10 protein-coding genes are annotated in these 22,615 nt (G+C 67.3%); 5 read left to right on the top strand and 5 right to left on the bottom strand.

Annotated features, from left to right (window positions below):
• Window positions 1-18 precede the first annotated feature (18 nt).
• From AC3WS4_RS03715 to AC3WS4_RS03735, 5 genes are all read left to right on the top strand, one after another.
• Entirely contained in the window at window positions 19-11,547 is an 11,529-nt protein-coding gene (locus tag AC3WS4_RS03715; protein ID WP_492736433.1) for a hypothetical protein, read from the top strand.
• Window positions 11,548-11,593: 46 nt separating this feature from the next.
• Window positions 11,594-13,057: a cysteine--tRNA ligase gene (cysS, locus tag AC3WS4_RS03720; protein WP_492736431.1), complete on the top strand. Its 1,464-nt coding sequence runs from the start codon at window positions 11,594-11,596 to the stop codon at window positions 13,055-13,057.
• A 208-nt stretch (window positions 13,058-13,265) separates the two neighbouring features.
• Window positions 13,266-13,652, top strand: coding sequence for a hypothetical protein (locus AC3WS4_RS03725; protein ID WP_492736429.1), 387 nt, complete (start codon window positions 13,266-13,268; stop codon window positions 13,650-13,652).
• A 106-nt stretch (window positions 13,653-13,758) separates the two neighbouring features.
• Complete coding sequence (locus AC3WS4_RS03730; RefSeq protein ID WP_056343221.1) at window positions 13,759-14,118, top strand: hypothetical protein; 360 nt, start codon at window positions 13,759-13,761, stop codon at window positions 14,116-14,118.
• Between the two features lie 19 nt (window positions 14,119-14,137).
• On the top strand, window positions 14,138-15,082 hold the full coding sequence (locus AC3WS4_RS03735) for a D-2-hydroxyacid dehydrogenase (protein ID WP_492736427.1): 945 nt from the start codon (window positions 14,138-14,140) through the stop codon (window positions 15,080-15,082).
• On the opposite strand, the gene AC3WS4_RS03740 is transcribed toward AC3WS4_RS03735, so the two are convergent.
• The 5 genes from AC3WS4_RS03740 to AC3WS4_RS03760 form a co-directional block, all read right to left on the bottom strand.
• Window positions 15,079-15,927 (bottom strand): metallophosphoesterase, encoded by an 849-nt coding sequence (locus AC3WS4_RS03740; protein WP_492736426.1) that lies wholly within the window; start codon window positions 15,925-15,927, stop codon window positions 15,079-15,081. The genes AC3WS4_RS03735 and AC3WS4_RS03740 overlap by 4 nt on opposite strands.
• 311 nt (window positions 15,928-16,238) lie before the next feature.
• Entirely contained in the window at window positions 16,239-18,173 is a 1,935-nt protein-coding gene (locus tag AC3WS4_RS03745) for a cytochrome c3 family protein (RefSeq protein ID WP_492736424.1), read from the bottom strand.
• Between the two features lie 19 nt (window positions 18,174-18,192).
• Window positions 18,193-19,089: a hypothetical protein gene (locus AC3WS4_RS03750; protein ID WP_492736422.1), complete on the bottom strand. Its 897-nt coding sequence runs from the start codon at window positions 19,087-19,089 to the stop codon at window positions 18,193-18,195.
• Entirely contained in the window at window positions 19,089-21,536 is a 2,448-nt protein-coding gene (locus AC3WS4_RS03755; RefSeq protein ID WP_492736420.1) for a cyclic nucleotide-binding domain-containing protein, read from the bottom strand. Before AC3WS4_RS03755 ends, AC3WS4_RS03750 begins: the two co-directional genes overlap by 1 nt.
• Window positions 21,537-21,776: 240 nt before the next feature.
• On the bottom strand, window positions 21,777-22,550 hold the full coding sequence (locus AC3WS4_RS03760) for an arginyltransferase (RefSeq protein WP_492736418.1): 774 nt from the start codon (window positions 22,548-22,550) through the stop codon (window positions 21,777-21,779).
• Between the last annotated feature and the right edge of the window lie 65 nt (window positions 22,551-22,615).

Genomic DNA, 22,615 nt, shown 5'->3' on the forward strand with positions numbered 1-22,615 from the left:
TCATCGAGGACATCCGCCATGCGTGCCACCGCTTCGATCCCGACCGTCCGCACGGGCAAGCCGCACCTGTTGGCGAGCTGCGCGATCGCGGCGGGGCTGGCCGCGCTCGCCTTCGGCGGCCCGGCGCGCGCGCAGGGTGTCCAGGGAACGGGGCAGGTCGTCACGGGCACTGCGACTATTTCCCCGCCGGCGCCCGGCATCGCGCCGCCGAACACCACCCAAGTCGTGACCACCAGCGCGCAGACGATCATCAACTGGACCCCGACCGACAGCGCAGCGACCGGCGCGCCGATCGATTTCCTGCCGACGGGCAACACCCTCGAATTCTATGGCACCGGCCAATACACCGTCCTCAACCGCTTCGTCGCGGTCAACCCGATCACCGGCGCGCCGATCCCGATCAGCCGCCAGATCGCGCTCAACGGCACCGTCAACAGCTATGACGGATCGCCGTTCTCGAGCGCCGGCAACCCGCAGGGCGGCAATATCTGGTTCTACAACGCCGGCGGCATCCTGATCGGCGCGCGCGCGGCGATCAACGTCGGCAGCCTGGTGCTGACCGCGAACGATATCGACACCACCGGCGGCCTGTTCGGCCCCGGCGGCGAAATCCGGTTTCGCGGCGCATCGGGCAGCACGGCGTCGATCGACATCAGCCCGCAAAGCTTCATCAGCGCTTCGTACCCCGGCAATCCGGGCAGCAGCTATGTCGCGCTCGTGGCCCCGCGCATCAACCAGGGCGGGATCATCGACGTCGATGGTTCGGCCGCGCTCGTCGCCGCCGAACAGGCCGACATTACGATCAACAACGGCCTGTTCGACATCAATGTCACGGTCGGCGCCGAGGGTGGCAACGCCATCACCCACACCGGCATCACCGGCGGCCCGGCCCACCAGCAGGGCGATACCGACCAGAGCCGCGTCTATATGGTCGCGATCCCGAAGAACGATGCCGTCACGATGCTGATTTCGGGTCAGGTCGGCTATCGGGACGCGGTTACCGCGCAAACCGACCCCGACGGCGCGGTGGTGCTGTCGGCGGGCTACAATGTCGCCAATGGTGTGATCGCCGGCGCGCCGGTGGGCACCGCCGCCGCGAACATCACTGTCAACGACACGATATTCCAGAGCAGCGTCACGGCGCACGCCAGTGGCGCTTTCGTCGGCCAGCCGATCGCGTCGATCCCCGCTGGCGGCCCTGTCGTCGCCGTGCCGCCGCCGCATCTCGGCCGCCTGATCGTCCAGGGCAACGCCACCTTCATCGGCGACGCCAGCGCGACGGTATCGGTCGGCAACAACCAGATCGTCGGTGCCACCGGCAATTTTGTCGTCGCATCGAACGGCAGCGGCGGTCAGGCCGGCAATGCGGCGATCAACGTCAATCCGGGCGGCGGGCTGGCGGTTCTCGGCAATCTGTCGCTGCTCGCTGCCGGACGGCCCGATGCCGTCACCGGCAACAGCACCGGCGGCAGCGCCCAGTTCACGGTCGACGGCGGCACCGTCGTCGTAGGCAACGGCATTGCGATTTCGGCGGCCGGGACGGGCGACCTCAGCGCCACTGGCATCGGCGGCACGGGCACCGGCGGCACCGCCGGCCTTACCGTCCAAAATGGCGGCTCGCTCACCGCCGACACGATCAATGTCTCGGCCAGCGGGCGTGGCGGCGGCGTCACCAGTTCGCCGTCAGGCGCCCCGGTCATCGCCGACCAGGGCGGCAACGGCCAGGGCGGCACCGCCGAAGTCACCGTCGACAGCGGCGGCACGCTCACCGCGAACACCAGCCTCAGCGTCACCGCGAACGGCGCCGGCCAGATCGGCAACGTCCAGTCGGGCAATGGCACCGGCGGCACCGCGCGCATCCAGGTGCTCGGCGCGCTGAGCTCGCTGACCTCGCCCACCACGACGCTCGCGGCGGGCGGCACCGGTGGCGGCTCCGTATCCAGCCCCAATATCGGCACCTTCCCCTCGCTGAACGGCGGCGACGGACAGGGCGGCACGATCGAACTGACCTTCACCGCCGACAATTCCTCGACCGCGGCGCTCGGCGACCTGACGGTCAATGCGTCGGGGGCCGGCGGCAACGCCACCGGCGACGGCGCGACCGGCGGCAATGCGACGGGCGGCACGGTGACGATCACCGCCGACAATGGCATCAACGCCGAACAAAACTCCCTGTCCGTCGACGCGAGCGCGCTCAGCGGCGGCGCATCGAGCGTCAACGGCACCAGTTCGACCACCGGCGACGCCGTCGGTGGCACGATCAATGTCACGATCAACGGGGGCGCGACCCTCGCGTCCGACAGCTCGATCGGTTTCGACGCCAGCGCGCAGGCCGCGTCGGGCGAGAACCGCGGCAATGCGCGGGGCGGCACCATCGCCGTGACCGCGATCGGCAGTGGCGGCAACAGCAGCCTGACGGCTTTGACCACGATCACCGCCAATGCGAGCGTCGGCGGGGCCAATGGCACCCTGCCCAACAGCACCGGCACGGCAACCGGCGGCGACATCGATTTCACCGCCGATGGCGGCACGATCACCGCCGGATCCTTCGATATCGCTGCCACCGCAGCCTCCGGCAACAGCGCGGGTGCCGGCGGCGCCGCGCAGGGCGGCACGATCGACATTCGCGCCGCGAACACCGGCGTCTTTTCGGCAACCGACAGCGCCGGAACCAGCTCCTTCGCGACCGATGCGGCAACGGGTTTTTCGCAGGGCGGCGCCTCGGCCACCGGTGGCCGGATCGGGGTCGTCATCGATGGCGGGACCGTCAGCTTCGGCGCCCCCGCCTTTTTCAGCTCGACCGGCATCGCCGGGGGCGACGCGAGCAGCGCGGGCAACATCGTCGTCGGCCGCGGCGGCTCGATCCTGCTTCAGGTGCTCGACAACAATCTCAACACCAGCACCCTCAATTTCCAGAGCCTTTCCGTCAGCGCCGACGGACGCGCGGCCCAGATTTTCGAGGGGCCGGCACAAATGCCCGGCACCGCCGCGGGCAATGGCGGGGACATCACCGTCGACGTGCAGGGCGGCCAGGTGACCGGCGGACAGCTTCAGCTTTCGGCCAGTGGCTTCAGCGGCTCCGTCGCCGGGAACGACGGCGTCGGCAGCGGCGGCATCGCGGCCTATACGCAGACCGGCGGCGCTGTGAACGTCGGCGACCTCGTCGTGTCGGCGGATGGTGTCGGCGGCGGCAACCTGCGCGCGTCGACCGGCGGATCGGGTTTTGGCGGCACGGCAACCATCGACCTGCTGGGCGGCACGCTCGACGCCACGAACATCACCGCGCAGGCGGTCGGCGCCGGCGGCGCCGGGCAGATCGGCGACGACAGCGACCCCGCGAACCCGGTCGACGGCCAGAATGGCGGTTTTGGCCAGGGCGGCACCGCGACGATCAACCTCAACGGCAACGCGGTCGTCACCACCACCACGCTCAGCGCCCTTGCGTCAGGCATCGGCGGCGACGGCGGCGATTTCATCAGCGCCGCGGGCGTCGTCGGCAACGCCGGCAACGGTGGCAACGGCCAGGGCGGCACCGCCGCGATTAACCTGACCGCGGGAACGCTGACCTCGGGGGACATCACCGCCGACGCCGGCGGTTTCGGCGGCAACGGCGGCGGGCTGCTCAACCTCAATTCGGGTCCGGTGTCGGGCGTCGCACGCGGCGGCAACGGCGGCAACGGCCAGGGCGGCACCGCGACGATCGACCTCGCGACTTTGGTCACCGCAACGGGCACCATGGGCGGCTATGCGCTGGGGGTCGGCGGCATCGGCGGCACCAATAATATCGGCGGCGACGGCGGTTTCGGGCAAGGCGGAACCGCAGAGCTGATCGTCGACAATATCGCTGCCGGCAGGGTCGACGTGATCCTCGATTCCAGCGCCGAGGGCGGCGACGGCGGCGACGGGGTCGACGGCGCGGGCGGTTTCGGCGGCTCGGCCTTTGGCGGCATATCGCGCGTCCGGGTGACCGGCGCGAATGGCAGCGCCACCATCTCGCAGGACAATTTCACGGCCGGCGCACTGGGCGGCCAGGGCGGCAATGCGGCACTCGCAGCGGGCAATAATCCCCGCGTCGGCCCGGCCGGCGGCGGCGGCGGCAACGGCACCGGCGGCACGGTCGAAGTCATCGCCGACGACGGCGCGGTGACGCTGACCTTCGGGCGGCTCAGCGCCGTCGCGCTCGGCAGCTTCGGGACCGGCGGTGACGGCGGGACCGGCGCCGACAATCCCGGCACCATCACCCTGCCCGGCCCCGACGGCATCCCCGGCACGCCCGACGATGTGGTCATGGGACTGAGCGGCGGCGACGGCGGCCTTGGCGGCGCCGGGTCCGGCGGACTCGTTCACCTGGTCGCCAATGGCAGCGGCAGCATTTCGTCGAGCGGGGCGCCGGTCTCCATCGCGGTCGGCGGCACCTCTGGCGCGGGCGGCGCGGGCGGCGTCGGCTCGGGGGGCGACGGCGCCGGAAATGCCTTTACCGGCACGATCGGCGGCCGGGTCCAGATCGAAACCTTCAGCAACGGGACCGCTGCCGGCACGATCACCCTCGGCGACACGACGATCGACGCCAATGGCGATGTCGCGGGTCGGATCGAGCTGCGGAGCGCGGGCACGATCCAGATGGCCAGCCTGACTGCCAATGCGTTCGGCGGCACCTCGCTGACCAACAACGACACCGACGTCGCGCCGCAGGGCATCTTCCTCGGCGTCACCAACGGGCTGATCCAGACCGACGGCGCCGTGTCGCTGAACACCGACGGTTCGGTCGGCGTCTATGCCCAGGGCACCGGCCAGCTCAACGCCGGCGGCGCGCTCACCGTCAATGCGGGCGACCAGGTCGATATCCGCCACGATTTCCGCACCGGCACCGCGCCGACGATCCAGTCGGGCACCAGCGCCTCCTTCACCGCGGTGAACTCGATCCGCAGCGCGCCGGGCAGCCTCGTCAGCGGCGGCACCAGCCTGTCGATGATCGCGACCGGCACCAACAGTGCGATCGACGTCGATTCGCTCGATGCGCAGACGCTGACCCTGCTGCTCGCGACCGAAGGCCGCATCAACGTCTATGGCACCACGACCAGCGGCGACGACCTGACCGCCAATGCGCGCGACGAGGTGGCGATCAACGCCGCGACGGCGGGCGACGACATCAGCCTGACCGGCAACACGATCGTCGCCGGGCGGCTGGTCACCACCGGCACCGGGCTCGATTCCGAAGTCGACGGCAGCAACATCTTCTTCAGCACGGTGAGCGCGGCGAGCGTCGACCATGCCGAGGCCGACAATGATTTCACCGCGAATGTCGGCAGCTTCGCCACCGGCCCCAATTCGATCATCACCGGCGGCGACATCGACATCAACGCGCTGGGCGCGGTCGACCTAGGCAATTCGACGGCGGGCGGGTTCGTCGCGGTCGATGGCCAGTCGATCGTCTTCGATACGATCGGCGCCGGGACCACGGTCACCCTCAACGCGACCGGCACCGCGCCGGGGGCCGAGGGCATCCTCGGCAACGGCATCACCGCAGGCGGCAATGTCGCGCTGTTCGGCAACACGATCCGGATCAACGACAGCGTCGTCACCTCGGCCTCGCTGTTCGCCCTTTCGACCGGCGGCAACGCGCGCCTGTCGGCGACCACCGACGGCGACATCATCATCAACAGCGCCGGCGACATCGGCGGCAATTTCGCGGCGGGCGGCAATGTCGGCCTGACCGCGGCCACCAACATCACCGCACAGGCGACCGCCGCCGGCACCTACGTGGGGCCCAACGGCCCGTCCGAAGGCTATGTCTTCATCAACGCTGCGGGCGATGCGAACCTGCTCGCGGGCAGCAGCGCGGCGACGATGATCGGCGTCGCGGCGGGCACCAACGCCAATGTCGACGGCGCGACGGCGGGCGAGGATCTTTATGTCGTCGCGGGCAACACCGCGACCGTGACCAATTCGCTCGCGGGCGACGACCTGATCGTCACCGGCACCTGCTGCGTCATCGTCGATAATGTCTCGACCACCGGCGCGGGCCCCGACGGGCGCAGCCTGATCCTCGCGCCGTCGAGCGCGGGCGGACCCGACATGTGGCAGATCCAGACCGGCCCCACCGACCTGTCGAACATCGTGCTGACCGCCTCGGCGGGGACGATCGACGCGTCGAACGCGGTCGCCTTCGACAATCTGACCGCGACCGCCAGCAATGTCGTACGCACGACGAACACTATTCGCTCGGGCCTCGTCACCACGATCACCGGCAGCGCGCTCGATCTCGAATCGGTCACCGCAGGCACCGACATCATCCTGACCTCGACCAGCGGCGGCATCGGCGCGATCGGTGCGCTGTCGGCCGGGCACGACCTGACGATCACCTCGGCGGCCGGCGGCAGCTTCGCCGACCTGTCGGCGGGCGACGATATCCGCATCACCGCCAACGGCAATGTCTCGGCGGCAACCCTGCTGACGACGGCGGGCGGTGCCGACAATGAGGCCGACAACTCCGGCGCCTATATCACCACGCCGGGCAGCATCGCGATCACCGGGGCGACGAACACCGTGGGCCAGACCCGCCTGACCGCCGGCGGCACCGTCGACGCCGGCGCGATCAACGCCGATTATACCTTCATCGACGCGGTAGGCGCGGTCAATATCACCGGCAATGTCAACAGCGGCGGCATGTTTATCGAGGGCAGCAGCGTCGCGCTGCGCAACGCCAACGGGCTTTCCAACCAGATCCTGCTGCGCGCGACCAGCGGCGACGTGACCGCCAACGGCAATGTCACCACGCTCGCCGACCTGCAGGTACAGGCGACGGGCGCGATCACCATCTCGGGTGCGGCCAGCGGCGGCAATTTCGTCGAGATGATCGGCGGCTCGATCGACGTCGCCGACGTCAGCTCGAACAGCTTCGTCACGCTGCGCTCGAACAGCGGCGCGATCAATTCGACCGGGACGATCTCGGCGGGCAGCGATGTCTTCATCAACGCCGCGACGGGCGGCACCTTCAACGCGATCACCGCGGGCGACGATGTGTCGATCGGCGCGGGCGGCGACGTCACCATCGCCTCGATCACCGCCGAGGGCAGCAACCCGCAGGGCGAGGAAATCGGCAGCAACGTTTCGGGCACCATCGCGGGCGTGCTGACCGTGACCGGCAGCACCTTCGCCAACGACGACGTCAATTTCAGCGCGACCAGCATGTCGCTCCAGGACGTGACCGCGGGCGGCTCCTTCACCGCGGGCGCGAGTGGCGGGCCGATCGCGCTGACCAGCGCCGACGTCGGCGCCAATATCGGCCTGACCGCGACCGGCGCGGTAACCGCGACCGGGCTGCTCCAGTCGGGCGGCGACACGACGGCCAGCGGCGCCAGCCTCGGCCTGCGCGGCATCACCGCGGGCGGAAATGTCGCGCTGACCTCGACGACGGGCGACATCCGCACCGACGGCGACGTCTTCGGCTTCAACATCAGCTATACCTCGGCGCGCGACATCGTCCTCGACGCGAACGACCGCGCCTTTGCGAACGGCACGCTCGCACTCGACGCGAACCGCGACGTCCTCGTCGCCGGGCAACTCGACGCCGACCGCGACCTGACGGTGCGCGCATCGCGCGACGCCAATGTCCGCATCGCCGGCGCGGGCGACGACATCCGCATCACCGGCGGTCGCAGCGTGACGGTCGGCAGCGTCGACGCGACCGGCGGCGGCATCGACGACGAGAATAGCGGCAGCAACATCGTCCTGCTTTCGTCGGGCGCGCTGGTCGCCAGCGGCCCCGTTTCGGCGGCGAACAACGTCACCCTGCGCGGCACCAGCGTCGGAACGCAGGGGGTCGACGGCAATATCGTCTCGATCACCTCGACGGTCGGCGATGTCGACCTCGGCGGCAGCGTCAACGGCTTCAACGGCGTCACCATCGCTTCGGCCGGCGATATCACCCAAACCAGCGCCAGCCGCATCGCGACGAGCGGCAATCTGACCGCGACCGCCGGCGGCGACATCGCGGTCGGCAACATCATCTCGGGCGGCGCACAGATTTCGGCGCCCGGATTCATCAGCACCGGGTCGATCACCGGCTCGGCCCGCGTCGAAGCGGGCGGCGCGGTGACTGTCGGCGGTAATGTGCGCGGCGGCGTCTTCTCGGCAGAGGGCAGCTCGATCGACCTCGGCGCCAACGAGGTGCGCGTCGTATCGACCGACCTGACCGCGACGAACGGCGGCATCACCGCGACCGGAGCGGTGATCGCAACCGGCGGCAATGTCGCCGCCAACGCCACCGGCGCCGTCAGCCTGACCGGCGGTGTCACCGCGTTCCAGAACGCCAGCCTGACCGGCGCCAGCATCGCCGTCGGCGATGTGACCGGCACGAACGGCAGCGTCAGCCTGACCGGGACCAGCGGCGCGGTCACGGCCACCGGGACGATCGACGCCGGCCGCGACATCGTCATCGCGACGACGCAAGGCGGCAGCTTCGGCTCGCTGATCGCGGGCGACGACATCGGCATCAGCGGCAGCGGCGACGTCACCGTCGCGCTGATGGACGCAACCGGCGACAACCCCGACAGCGGCGAGAGCGGCAGCAACATCAACATCGCGCTCGCCGGGGCCTTCGACGTCGACCATGCCGAGGCGGCGGGCGACTTCACCGCCGACGTCGCGCGCATCCGCACCGGACTCAACTCGATCATCACCGACGGCAATATCGACATCACCGCCAGCGGCGCGGCCGACCTCGGCAATTCGACCGCCGGCGGGCATATCGACGTCGATGCCCAATCGATCGCCTTCGCCGCGCTCGACGCGGGCGACTATGTCGACCTCAACGCCACCGGGACCGCGCTCGGCGCCGAAGGAATCGCCGGGACGACGATCCTAGCGGGAAGCAACGTCTTCCTGACCGGCAACAGCATCACGGTCGGCAACATCGACTCCGGCGGCCTGTTGTCGGCGTTCGGCAGCGGCGGCGACGTCGCGATCGCCAACGGCACGGCCGCGGGCAACATCGGCGTGCTGGCCGGCGGCAATATCAGCGGCGCTTATGTGGCCGGCGGCGACATCGAACTGAGCGCGGGCGGCAACATCAATGTGACCGCCAATGCCGCGGGCGGCGCCCCCGACCCGAGCAACGGTGACGTCGACACGGCGGGCAATGTCTTCGTCGACGCCGGCGGCAATGTAACGCTGGTCGACAGCAGCGGGGCCGGCATGGTCGGCGTCAACGCCCGCGGGTCGGCGACGCTGACCAATGTCACGGCGGGCGAGGATATGCTCGTGCTCGCGGCAACGACCGCCAACCTCTCGGGCATCACCGTCGGCGACGATCTCGACGTCCGGGCCGGCGGCGCGGTGACCGCGACCGGCGTTCGCGCGACCGCTGCGGGACCCGACGGCTTCGTCCTCGACTATACGGCGAACGGCTTCACCATCGGCCAGGGCGAAGGGGTCTCGTCGCTCGACGGCGCCGACATCGACCTGCGTTCGACCGGCGGGTCGATTGCCGCCGCCGGACTGTCGGCGGGCGACGACATCATCCTGGGCGCCGCCACGTCCTTGTCGGTCAGCGGCGCGACGACGCTCGGCCTCGGCCAGACCGGGGGCGACAGCAGCATCCGGACGCAAAGCGGCAGCGGCACCTTTGCCGGCCTCGCCGCTTTCGACGATGTCCGCATCAATGCGTCGGGCAATGTCGCGGTGACCGCGCCGGCGACGGCGGGCCGCGACATCACCATCGCCGCAGCGTCGGTCGATATCGCCAGCCTGACGACCCCGGTCGGCGACGGGATCGACAGCCTGAGCGCCGGTCGCAACCTGCAGGTCACGACAAGCGGCGCGATCAGCGGCGGCGCGGTGCGCGCCGGCGGCAATCTGGAACTCGCCGCCGGGACGACGATCGCAATCACCCGCGCCGTCACCGGCACCGGCGGCTCGCTGGCGCTCAGCGGCGGCGAAGGCGTGGCTGCGGGCACCGTGGCCAGCGGCGGCACCACCTCGCTCGACAGCGCCGACGGCGCGATCGAGATCGCCAGCCTGAGTTCGGTCGGACCGGTCGATGCAAGCGGCAACAGCATCGCGATCGGCAGCGGCAGCGGCAATCTGGTCTTCAGCACGCTGACCACCGATGTCGGCGACGCGTCGATCACCAACAGCGGCAATCTGTCGGTCACCGCCGGTACCGTGGCGGGCCGCGCATCGCTGCGGTCGACCAATGGCGACCTCAGCGTGACGCAGCTCGGCGCCGCCGACGTGCAGCTCGAATCCGACGATGACATGACGCTCGGCGCGGTGACCGCGACCAACAGCCTGCTCGGCGAGGCTGGCGGAGTGCTGACGGTCAATGGCGCGGTCACCGGGCGCGAAATGTCGTTTGGATCGGCGGACATCGTCATCGGCTCCGGCGGGCGCCTCGGCACCGCCGGCACCACCGCCGTGCTCGACGTGCGCAACACCGACGGCAACAGCCAGACCTTCATCGGCGGCACCGGCACGCGCGACGGCTATCATATCGACGCGGCCGAAATGGCGCGCCTCTATGGCACCGACATCCGTATCTTCGCCCCGCAGGTTGACGACAACAATGGCGGCTTCGTCGCGGCGGCGCCCGGCGGACTGCCGATCGGTTCGGTCGGCAGCAACGCGCAGCCCGACGTGATCATCGACGATTTCACGATGACCGCGGGATCGCCGACCTCGAACCTCGGCACCAACGGCACGCTGACGATCGAAACCCCGGGCAAGGCGCGCGTGCTCGGCGACGTGCTGCTCACCGGCATGGGCGACAACAACGGCCTCGCGATCCGCGCCAGTGACGCGCTCGAAGTCATTTTGGGCGAAGGCACGATCCGGCTCACCGGCGGCAGCAGCACCAGCGGCGCCTCGACCCCCGGCGGCCTCCTGACGCTCGAATCGGAGGATGTCATCGTCGCGACCGCCAGCGCGATCGCCGACGTCGCGGCGGCGGCCGACATCGATGCGATCGACGACCGGCTGGCACAGAATGACGGCGTGACCAGCGACGAAGGCGCGCTGGTCGCGGGCGGCATCGACGTCAGCGTCGTCGGCGGCTTCTATGTCCAGAACAGCGGCCTCGGCACGCGCTTCGCGCAGCGCCGCGGGCTGACCTTTGGCGCGCTCGGACTCAATGTGAACGTCGAGGGGTCCGATTCGCGGATCGTCATCAACGGCGTCCACCTTGGCCCGTCGGGCCAGGTCACCGGCCTCGACGCCATCCCGCTGCTGTCGATCGACGGCTTCGTGATCGGCAGCGGTCCCTTGAGCGGCAGCGGCCTCGCCTTCGACTCGGGATCGACGATGAACGGGTGCCTGATCGTCAGTTCGACGACCTGCGCCTTCCTCGAATTCGAATCCTCCTTCCCGGTGCAGGATGTCATCAACGACAAGGACGATGACGAGGGCGATGGCGACGACGCCGATGGCATGAGCCTGCCGGTGCCGCTGATCACGATGCGCAGCCTCGACCCGTTGACGGGCGAGCCGCTGCTCGACGATCCGGTGACCGGCGCGGGCAACGACGACCTGTGGACGCCGCCGAGCGAATAAGCGTTTCGGTTGACGTTGGGCCTCGCGGCGGGGCATGGCGCGGTCGATGACCGACGCCCCTGCCCTGCCGCTGAAGCTGTTCAACAGCCTGACGCGCTCCCTCGAGGAGTTCGTCCCCGTCCATCCGGGCGAGGCGCGCGTCTACAGCTGCGGGCCGACGGTCTATAACTATCCGCATATCGGCAATATGCGCGCCTATGTCTTCGCCGACACACTGGGGCGGATACTGTCGTTCAAAGGGTACAAGCTCACCCACGTCATCAACATCACCGACGTCGGCCATCTGACCGACGACGCCGACGCAGGCGAGGACAAGCTCGAAAAAGCGGCGGCCGAGCGCGCGCAATCGATCTGGGACATCGCGCGCCATTATACCGAGGCCTATTGGGCCGACATCAAGGCGCTCAATATCCGCCAGCCCGCGCACTGGTCGATCGCCACCGACTATGTCCCGCAGATGATCGAGTTCGCCAAGGCGATCGCCGACAAACATTGCTACGAACTGGACAGCGGCCTCTATTTCGACACCGCGAGTGTCAATAATTACGGGCGCCTCGCGCGCCACGGCACCGATGAGGGTGAAAGCCGTATCGACCCGGTCGATGGCAAGCGCCAACCTGCCGATTTCGCGATCTGGCGCAAGACCCCCGCGGGCGAGACGCGCCAGATGGAATGGGATTCGCCCTGGGGCCGCGGCGCGCCGGGCTGGCACCTCGAATGCTCGGTGATGTCCGAAGCGCTGCTCGGTTTCCCGTTCGACATCCACACCGGCGGCATCGACCATCGCGAGATCCATCATCCGAACGAGATGGCGCAGAACCAGGCGCATAATTGCACTGACTTCAGCGGCGCGCGGTTCTGGATGCACAATAATTTCCTCGTCGAACGCTCGGGCAAGATGTCGAAGTCGAGCGGGGAATTCCTCCGCGTCCAGCTCTTGGTCGACAAGGGCTATCATCCGCTCGCGTACCGGCTGATGTGCCTGCAGGCGCATTATCGCAGCGAGCTGGAGTTCAGCTGGGAGGGGCTGGGGGCGGCGCTGACGCGGCTCAAGCGGATGGTGAAGATCACAGAGATGATCGCCGATCCTCCCATGACCGAAGGCTTGTCGCACCCCAAATTCGAAGCTGCGCTGGCGAAATTTGATGCCGCGATGTCGGACGACCTGAACACACCGATAGCGCTCACCGCGCTCGAAGATGCGCTTGCGGTGAAAAAGGTCGATGCCATCATCAAGCGCAGCGTCATCGAACGAATGGACGCCGTGTTGGGGCTCGGCCTGTTCGGAAGCGAGACCAACGACGAGCTAGCTCGCGAAGATCTTCGCGTCCGCCCAAAGGCCGCGGCCATCACCGAAGAAGAAATCGAAGCCACCCTGACCCGCCGCAAGGAAGCCCGCGCCGCCAAGGACTTCGCGGCCTCCGACGCGCTGCGCGACGAGCTCATCGCCGCCGGGGTCGAGGTGATGGACGGCGACCCGCTCGGCTGGGATTGGCGGTTGGAGACATAGCTGCCGCAGTCATGGGCGAGGTCGGATTTCGACCGAAGTCGGCTATAAATCCTCCCCGTGGCGAAGCGATGGGGAGGACGCGACAGGGAGGATCGGCAACGTCTGTTCCCTACCCAATATTGATCATCAGCGCTTCGGAGGTGGGGCGGCAACAAGCGACCGAAAGTTGCAGTTAACGCCAAAACGCGATGCCGCTAAGAGCTGTAGGATGTTTGTCAGGTTTGTAATTGATACACTGGATGAGGATTCAGGTCGGCGGCAGGGGCTGTTCCAGGCGGGGGAAACTCTCGCCTCAAGCGGACGGATGGGTGCAGATGATCTGAAACATCTGGAATCGCTGTACGCTTGGTTCAAAGCTCATCTTCCAGTACCGACCCGCTTTGCGGTTTCTTCGAAGCCCCATGCGAAGGCTCAAGCACTAAGCTGGTTTCGCGACGCGTCGAGCGAGCATATCGGTCAGATGCGCGAGTATAAGCGGGTTCTGGAGAAATATGGCCTGCAAGTGTCAATGCTCTGCACCAAACGCCCCGGCTACATTGTGTTCGAAGATCAGCATCAGGTGGTGGCGTATCCATTCGCTGATACGCCCTGCTGACCATCCACTAATCCTCTCCCTGGATTGAAAGCAGCCTGACCGCTTCCCACCCCAAATCTGACGCCACGCCCCTTGCTTACACTCCTGTAAGCGTTACACTCCCGCCATGCTCGACCGCATCGCCTGGCTCATCCTCGCGCTCATCCACCTCGCCCCGGCGCTCGCCTTCTTCCGCCCCGCGATGCTGACGCGCCTCTACGCGACCGACGCCCAAAGCCCGACCTTTCTGCTGCTCCACCACCGCGCGGCGCTGTTCGTCGTCGTCTGCACCCTCTGCGTCTGGGCGGCGTTCGACCCCGGCACGCGCCGTGCCGCCAGCGTCGCCGCCGCGATCAGCATGCTCTCCTTCCTGTGGCTCTATTGGCAGGCCGGATCGCCCCCGTCGCTCCGCACCATTGCGTTCGCCGACCTTGCCGGACTGCCCTTTTTGGCCATAGTGGTGTGGCGGGCCTTCTCCCCCGCCTGAAACACGGGATCGCCAACCAATGACCAAGACCGTCACCGTCCTCTCGGGCCTCGTCCGTCCGCTCATCGAAAGCCGCCTGCCCGACTGGGTCGAGCCGCGCTTTTTCCAGTCGAAGGAGGAGGCGATGGCGCTCGCGCCCGAGGCCGAGATCGGCTGGTTCGACATGTACGACAAGCGCGACATGGCCGCCGCGATCACCGCTGCGGCGAAGATGCGCTGGCTGAACTCGATCTATGCCGGGGTCGACGGCATCCCGTTGGGCCTGCTCGCACAGCGCGGAACGGTGCTCACCAACGGCGTCGGCATCAACGCGATCACCATCGCCGAATATGTCGTGATGGGCATGCTCACCGTCGCCAAAGGGTACCGCGAAGTCGTGCGCGCGCAGGAGCGGCATGAATGGCTCCAGGATTCGCCCGGCAAGGTCGAACTCTACGGGGCGAAGGCGCTGCTGCTCGGCTATGGTGCGATCGGCAAGCTGGTCGAGGAGCGGCTGAAGGCCTTCGCCGTCGACGTCACCGTCGTGCGCCGTTCACCCGGCCCCAACACGCTGACCCCCGACCAGTGGCGCGACCGCCTCGGCGATTATGACTGGGTGATCCTCGCCGTCCCCGCGACGCCAGAGACCGACGGCATGATCGGCGCAGCCGAACTCGCCGCGATGAAGCCGTCCGCGACTTTGATCAACATCGCACGCGGCAGCGTCGTCGACCAGGCCGCACTGGTGACCGCGCTCGACGCCAAGCAAATCGCCGCGGCCTTCCTCGACGTCACCAGTCCCGAACCGCTGCCCGCCGACGATGTGCTGTGGAGCCTCGACAATGCGCATATCACCATGCACCTGTCGGGCCGCGCGCAGGACAAGATGTTCGTGCGCGCCGCCGAGCGCTTCCTCGAAAATCTCGGCCGCTGGCACAAGGGCGAGGCGGTCGAGCCGCGCGTCGACCTGACGCTGGGCTATTAGCCCGGCCGTTCGGCCTTCAACTCGCGCACCAGCGGTTGCAGCCGCTCGTCATATTTCGCCAGCATCGTGTGCGATCCGGCGTGGTCGTAGAAGCTCACCAGCTCGCGCCCGTTCCAGCGGTGCAGCGCATAGGCGGGGTCTTCGGCGACGATCATCGGGCGGTCGTCGGGCTTGTTCTCGTCGATCGGGCGCAGGTCGAGCGACACCTGCGGCGCGGTCGACGAACAGATGGCGATGGTCCGCCCCTCCCACGACACGGTGACGCTGCGGTGAAGATGCCCGCAGATCAGCCCGCGTACCTGCGGGTGGCGGCGGATCACGTCGGTGAAGGTCGCGACCCAGGGTTCGTCGGGATGCGTGTTCATCCACTCGATCCCGCTTTCGACCGGCGGATGGTGCATCACGACATAGGTCGGCTTGGCCGGCTCCTTCGCCAGTTCGGCGTCGAGCCACGCCGCGCGCGCCTCGCAAAAGGCGCCGCCATGGCGCCCTTCCTCGAGCGTATCGACGGTGACCAGCCGCAGTTCGGGCAGGTCGATGCTGTACTGGATAAAGCCTTTGCCGTCGTCGAAGCCCGGAAACTGCGCATGAAAATTGTCGCGCAGGTCGTGGTTGCCGACGCTCGGCCACACCGGAAAGGGGCAGCGCGAAAAGGCCGTCGCCAGACGGCGATAGCTGTCCGGATCGCCGCGATCGGTGATGTCGCCGGTGGCGAGCAACAGGTCGGGCCGGTTCGGCCCCTCGATCAGCAGGTCGAGCACCTCGTCCAGCCGCTTGCGATTATATTCGGCCGGATTGTCCGGATCGAACCCGATATGGATATCGGTGATCTGGGCGATCAGCATATCCGTCCCCTGTCTCAGGGCCTAAACCCAAGAACTGCGCGTTCGAGGCGTCGAAATGGCGAAGATATCGCCTTCGCGTGGCCGCCGCGGATGGTGGTTCCATCTGCAAGGCCGCGCGCAGGCGAGATCGAAGCCATTTCGGCGTCCCTTCGGGATTTGATCGATTTTGTCCATGGCTGCGTCAGCGAGTGTTGAAATATCGACATATTCCTGCCCCTCGCTTTCTGGCCCTGAACAAAATCGCTTCAAACCTCGAGCGCGCAGTTCTTGGGTTTAGGCCCTTTTGGTCGGCTGGTCCGACCGCCCTGTTGTCATCCGCCCTGTTCAGTGGCTTGTAGCGCTGGAGTGCGCCAAGTCACATTATAAAGATTCCGGCCCACACGCCCTGTGATTTGGCTCACAGCATAAGTATCGTGCGACGGTTGTTTTGTCATGAACGCCGTCTTTTTCTTGCGCTGGGTCGGCGGCATCCAGGGTTTGCCGCCGTCGCTGTGATATTCGTGGCACATCGCGCAGGGCGATTCGGTCGCGGTCTCGACCTTGACCAGCCGCGCGCCGCCCTCGCCGACATGGCAGTCGCGGCACTGGCGCAGCCCCGGGACGAGCAGGTCGGTCGATTGTTTCGACGCGCTCGCCGCAGTGTGGCAGTCGGCGCATTCGGTTTCCTTGTGCGCGTCATGGTCGAACCAGCCCTTTTGCAGGAAGCGCGGCGTCTGGTTGACCGCCATCACCCGCCAGTCGTTGCCCGACGTCGGCGCAAAGATCGTGTGGCAGTCGTAACAGGCTCCGCCCTTCGAAAAGACCGCGCGCACGGCGTCCTGGGCGCGGCTCGGCCGCACCGCGACCTCGCGGAAATAGATGTTGTAGACCTGCCCCTCGGCATATTGGCCCGGCCGCCGCCGTTCCATGCCGCCGAGTTGCAGCGGCCGTGCGGGCGGGGTCGAACGATAATAAGCGGTGAGGTCGGCAACGACCTGTCCGGGCTCGCCGTGGCGCAGCGTGCGCGTCACGCCGCCGACGGTTTCGAAGGCGAGGCTGTGACACATCGCGCAATCGCGCTCCATCTCGACCGGCTTGATCCGCACCCCGTCGGCGTCGGGCTTGTGGCAGTTCGCGCATTCGAGCTTCTTGCCGAAGTCGTAGCGTCCCCGGAAGCTCGCCGCCATGCGCGCGACCCCGCCGGCCGCCTGCAGGTGCAGGTCGTGCGGGAATTTCAGGCCGTTATAGTCGAGCGACGGCTTGCCGAGCGCGGCGCGCACCGGCTTGGCGCCCGGCGCCGCGTGGACGAGCGGACGGAAATCGGGATGGCTGGTGCCGAAATCGCCGGCATCGGCAAGCGCGGTCGGATGCCCCGCGGCCTTCAGCCGGCCGTTCATGCCCTCATGGCAATCGGCGCAGAATTTCTGCGGCGTCGCCGCCATCGGCCCCGCGCCCTCATGCTCGGTATGACATTCGACGCAGCGACCCTGCGGCCGGTTGAACGCCTGCCCGACCCCCGCGAGGAATTTGTCGAACCCGCCCGGCGGCGCGCGCGCCGCGAGCAGCATCGCGGTCGGCGCATTGGCGTGCGCGGTGCTCATCGCCTTATGCTCGCCGGTGTGACAGCCGACGCACGCCTTGTCGGTCACCGCCACGAACGGCTCGACATGGCACGACTGGCAGTCGTTCTTCAGATTGGCGTGCGCGCTCGACAGCGGCCCCGACAGCCACGCGGTGTCGGCATGATAACCCTTCGGCCGCTCGTCGACATTCTTGTAGCTCTGCCAGGCCCAGATCGGCCCGACGAGAAAGGCGAGCAGCATCAGGATCGCGAAGGTCCAGGCGCCGACACGCTTACCCGGCATCACCCCCTGCAGCGAGAAGGCCTTGGCCTCGTCGACGTCCTTCGACGACTGCGACAGCTCGTCGATGCGTTCGACGAGCAGGATGATCGCCTCGCCCTCGCGCGCGATCGTCAGGCGGTGGCCGCCGAAGCGCAACTCGGCACCGGCGGCGCTGTCGATATCGGCGACCGTCTCGGGCCGGCCGTTGATGTCGAAGCCTAGCCCCTCCTGCGCCTGCACCCGGACATGACGCCCATCGGTGCTGGTGATCGTCGCATGATGCGGGTTCACCGCCAGGTCGGCGATGTGAATGATGTTGCCGCCCTCGCGGCCCAGCGTGATCGCATCGCCGGGCAGCGCCTGGTCGCGGATGATCTGTTTGCCGGTCTTCGTTGTCGAGATACGGCGCAGGATGAAGCTCATATTTCCCCCTCCCCTCGCCTTACCAATAGAAGAACACGCTGATGATGTGCGCCGACAGCGCCGCGATCAGCGCAAAGGTCAGCGGCACATGCACGTAAAGCCAGATTTCGAGCAGCGCGCGGATGCGCAGATGCTGGCGCAGCCGCCCGAGCGCCGCCTGTTTCTGCTTCAACAGCCCGACGACCTTCTCGCGCGCCTCGGCATCGCTGCTGCGCGATCCCGCGAGCGTGTGCAGCGCGGCGGCAGTCGCGCATTTGGGATAGCGCCCCGACAAGCGCGCGCCGATGCCCCCCGCGAAAGGGTCCTCGTCCAGCGCCGCGAGCACCGGCGCGGTATCCTCGGGGGTGAGCGGCTGTGCGGCGCTGTGCAACTGGCGGTCGAAGGCACGGATCGCCTCGAGCATCTGCATCTGCGTCATCTCGTCGCGATTGTTCGACAGCGCCGCGGGAAGCGTCGAATAGACGACGATGCCGTAAAGCCCCGACAGGATGACCAGCATCATCAGCGCCCAGGCGAGCGTATGGACGTTCCAGCCGAGCTGAAAGCCGGTGTGCCAGGTGCCGATCACCATCAGGCTGAGCCCGAGATAGACATGCGCCGAGGTCCAGGCCTTGAGCGACCAGTAATCGCTCGTCATCTTGCGCTTGCGATAACCCAATGCGGTGAGCCACAGGATCAGCCCGGCGCCGAGCGTGCCGAGCGTATAGCCGTACCAGCTGCCGCCATTGTGCCGCGGCGTCACGTCGACCATCGCATAGCTGACGATGATCAGCAGGCAGAGCCCGCCCGAAATCTTGGCCCAGCGGAAATTGGCGTAGCGCAGGAAACCCTCGTGCCGCCGCTCGCGGACGCGTTCGGTCTGCGTCGCCTTGCTGCGGCGGCCGCCGCGGAACAGGTTCGAAAACAGGCTCGCCATCAGCCGGCGTCCTCTTCGAGCCGCGCGATCGACAGGAATTCCTCGGGCGACACGCGGATCGCGGCGCCGGTCGGGCACGCCCGCACGCATGCGGGGCCGCCCGCGATGCCCTTGCACATGTCGCATTTGACCGCGATCTTCTTCGGCTTCTCCTCGCCCAGTTTCTTCTTGGTCCATTTGGGCGAGGGTTCGCCGGGACCGGGACCGAAACCAGTGAGCAGCCAGCGCAGCAGGCTCGGCTTCTCGGGTGGTGCCGCCTCCATGCGGATCACGCCATAGGGGCAGTTGCGCATGCAGTTGCCGCAGCCGATGCACCCCGGCTCCATGAACACCTCGCCGTCGGGGCCGCGGTGGATGACGTTCGGCGGGCAGTCGGCCATGCAATGCGGATGCTCGCAGTGGCGACAGCTTGTCGGCACATGCAGATGCGCGAAGGTCTTGCCCGCCTCACGGTCGAGCCGCGACAGCCCTTCATGGCTGTCGGCGCAGGCCTTTTCGCAATTGTCGCAGCCAACACAGAGATTCTCGTCGATCAGCAACGCGTCGGTCGCCTCGCCCAGCCCTTCCTTCATGATGAAGCCGGCGGTGTCCGAATACAGGTCGACCGCGCTCGAATAGCTCGCTTTGCGCGATTCGATGAAGGCATTCATCGCGGCGCGCTCGGCGACCGCGGCCTCGGTCGCCTCGCGGACCTTCGGCCGCTTGGCGAGCATTTCCTTGAACTGCTGTCCCTTCAGCCGGATCACTTCGCTCGCGACCGCGGCCTTGACCGTGGCGTTGCGCGGCGCGCCGCTGAGCACCGCCATTTCGCCGAAATAGCTGCCCGCCGGCAGGTATCGCAGGAAGATCGCCTTGCCGCCGATATCCTTCTCGACCACCATCGAGCCCGAGCGCACGACATAGACATCGTCGCCCTCGTCGCCCTCGGCGAGCACGACCTTGCCCGCCGGAAAGCGTTCGATCGCCGGATCCTCGACGACCGGTTCGAGATCCTCGACCGTCAGCCCGCCCTTGAAGATCTGGAGCAGCTGGCGCTCCAGCGAGATGCGGTTGATCACGCGCTTGGCGCCCGGCACCGACGCCATCAGCTTGAGCGCGGCGGTACGCGACACCTCGACAAAGATGCTGTCCTCGCCGGCGCGGATCGTCGCGCCGCGCTTGCGGCCCGAAATCAGGCCGACCTCGCCAAAGATCGACCCCTGCTCGATCGGCACCGTCATGTCCGGACCGATCTCGACCACCGCATGGCCGTCGGCGATCGCGAACAGCGATGATCCGGGCTCGTCGGCATAGAAGACGACCTCGCCCTTGGGATAATAGCCGACCTTCGAATCGAGCATGAACTCGCGCATCTGCAGCGGCGAGACGTCGGCGAAGATGCGAACGCGGGTGCGGATATAGTCCAGCCACTCGCTGACCGATTTCTTCTGCGGCAATTTCTCGAAAATCGCCGCCAGATCCTTTTCGTCGGCGGGGGTCAGGTCGGTGTTGCCGTTGATGAACTCGACGACGTCATAGCCCTGGTTCATGCAATGCTTGATCAGCGGATAGCCCGCGAGCGCGCCGATCACGAAGATGCCGGGGACGGTCGATTCAAAGGTCGGCGACAGCTTGGGAAAGGCTTCGCGGTCGGGACCGGTGAATTCGATCCCCATCGATTCGACGAAACCACGCGGCGCGACCGACCCGAGACGCGCAACGATCACGTCGCACTCGATCTTTTCGTCGCCGGTCGGGGTTTCCAGCGTCAGCCAGCCGGGCTCGACCAGCTTGGGCTGGGTCTCGGTACGGATCGACATGAAACCATTTTCGCCCGCCTCCATCATGTCGGAGACATTCTTGGCCTTGGCGCGCGCGAAATCCTTCGAGCGGTTGAGGATGGTGACGGTGTTTTCCAGCGCCTCCTCGGCGACGCCGAGCGCATTCTCGATGCCCGCGTCGCCCGACCCAACGACGGTGATATGCTTGTCCTTGAAATCCTCGGGATCGTCGACGGTATAGATGATGTGCGGCAGGTCGTTGCCGGGGCAGCGCATCCGGTTCGGGTTGCCCTGGGTCCCGATCGCGAGGATGATGTTTTCGGCGTGAAAGACGTCGCCCTTGGCGGTCTTGATCGCGAACGCGCCCTTTTGCCCGGTCACCTCGGCGACTTCGGCATGATAGGCGACCTGGACCTTGTTGTTCGCGGCATCCTCGTCCCAGTTGCCGAGGATATATTCGCGCGCGCCCTCGGCGAAGCGGCAGTCGGACCTGAGGTCGAGCCGCTCGGGCGTCGCCAGCACGCGCTTGCCCTTCTGATATTTATAGATGGTGTCGGAAAGGTGATCGGTCTTTTCGAGCAGGATGTGCGACAGGCCAAGCTGTCCGGCGCGCGACGCGGCACTCAGCCCCGCGGGACCCGACCCGATGATCGCGACCCTGACAACATTGGGGACCGACTCGCTCATGCGCGCGTCCGCCGGCCGCGCGATACGCCGCCCGACCTTGTCGCCGTGATGCTCACAAACCTGCGCACGGGCATCCCTGTCCCCCTGTCGCCAGCCCCCCGGCGAGTACAATATGGATGCGACCCGGACTTATGTCCTGAACGTCAAGCTATGCCCTTGAAAGCGGGGAAAGGTCAACCGGCGAACGGCTAGTTTCTGGCTGCTGCGAGCCGTTCGCAACAGCGCCAAAAACGCCGCGTGTCAGGCGAGTTCGAATTGCGCCGCGATACGGTCCGACGCGACCGGCTCGAATCGCGACCAGCCCTCGGGACCAAGCTTTTCGAGCGGGCGGAAGCGCGCCTTATACGCCATGCGCGCCGACCCCTCGATCCAATAGCCGAGATAGACATAGGCCAGCCCCGCCTGCGCGGCGCGCTGGACATGGTCGAGGATGATATAGGTGCCCAGCCCCTCACGCAGCGGATGCGAAGCGTCGAAGAAGCTGTAGATCATCGACAATCCGTCGCTCTGCCGGTCGGTCAGGCAGCAGCCGATCAGGCGGCCGCGCACGCCGTCGACGCTCGGTTCGCGATATTCGATCAGATAGCTATCGACCGGGGTCTGTTCGACCATGTCGGCGAAATCCTGTTCGTCCATGTCGGCCATGCCGCCATTGGGATGGCGCGAGGCAAGATAGGCGCGGAGCAGCGCATATTGTTCCTCGGTCGCCCAGGGCTTGCAGGCGGTCGCGACGATATCGCCGTTGCGCCGCACATTGCGCTTGTGCGAAGTGTTCGGCGTGAAATCGCCGGCGCACACGCGCACCGACACGCACGCCGTGCAATCCGAACAGCTCGGGCGATAGGCGACCGACTGGCTGCGACGAAACCCGATGCGGCCGAGCGCGTCGTTGAGCTCGCCCGCGCTGTGGCCGCTGAGTTCGGTGAACACCTTGCGCTCGGTCTTGCCCGCCAGATACGGGCAAGGCGCCGGGCTGGTGACAAAAAAGCGCGGGAAACGGAACGGGGCGGACACGCGGGCTTCATCTCCGAAACTGGCGCAGCAGACCCCGACGCAAGGCCCCCCGACGCGTTGATGCA

Source organism: Sphingopyxis sp. EU05-FHT14B03, assembly GCF_058790875.1.

Coding starts and splice junctions, on each gene's coding strand:
- AC3WS4_RS03740 (WP_492736426.1), bottom strand. CDS start 15,927: ATGCTGATCGCCCAGATCACCGATATCCATATCGGGTTCGATCCGGAC.
- AC3WS4_RS03755 (WP_492736420.1), bottom strand. CDS start 21,536: ATGAGCGAGTCGGTCCCCAATGTTGTCAGGGTCGCGATCATCGGGTCG.
- AC3WS4_RS03730 (WP_056343221.1), top strand. CDS start 13,759: ATGCTCGACCGCATCGCCTGGCTCATCCTCGCGCTCATCCACCTCGCC.
- cysS (WP_492736431.1), top strand. CDS start 11,594: ATGACCGACGCCCCTGCCCTGCCGCTGAAGCTGTTCAACAGCCTGACG.
- AC3WS4_RS03725 (WP_492736429.1), top strand. CDS start 13,266: ATGTTTGTCAGGTTTGTAATTGATACACTGGATGAGGATTCAGGTCGG.
- AC3WS4_RS03715 (WP_492736433.1), top strand. CDS start 19: ATGCGTGCCACCGCTTCGATCCCGACCGTCCGCACGGGCAAGCCGCAC.
- AC3WS4_RS03735 (WP_492736427.1), top strand. CDS start 14,138: ATGACCAAGACCGTCACCGTCCTCTCGGGCCTCGTCCGTCCGCTCATC.
- AC3WS4_RS03745 (WP_492736424.1), bottom strand. CDS start 18,173: ATGAGCTTCATCCTGCGCCGTATCTCGACAACGAAGACCGGCAAACAG.
- AC3WS4_RS03750 (WP_492736422.1), bottom strand. CDS start 19,089: ATGGCGAGCCTGTTTTCGAACCTGTTCCGCGGCGGCCGCCGCAGCAAG.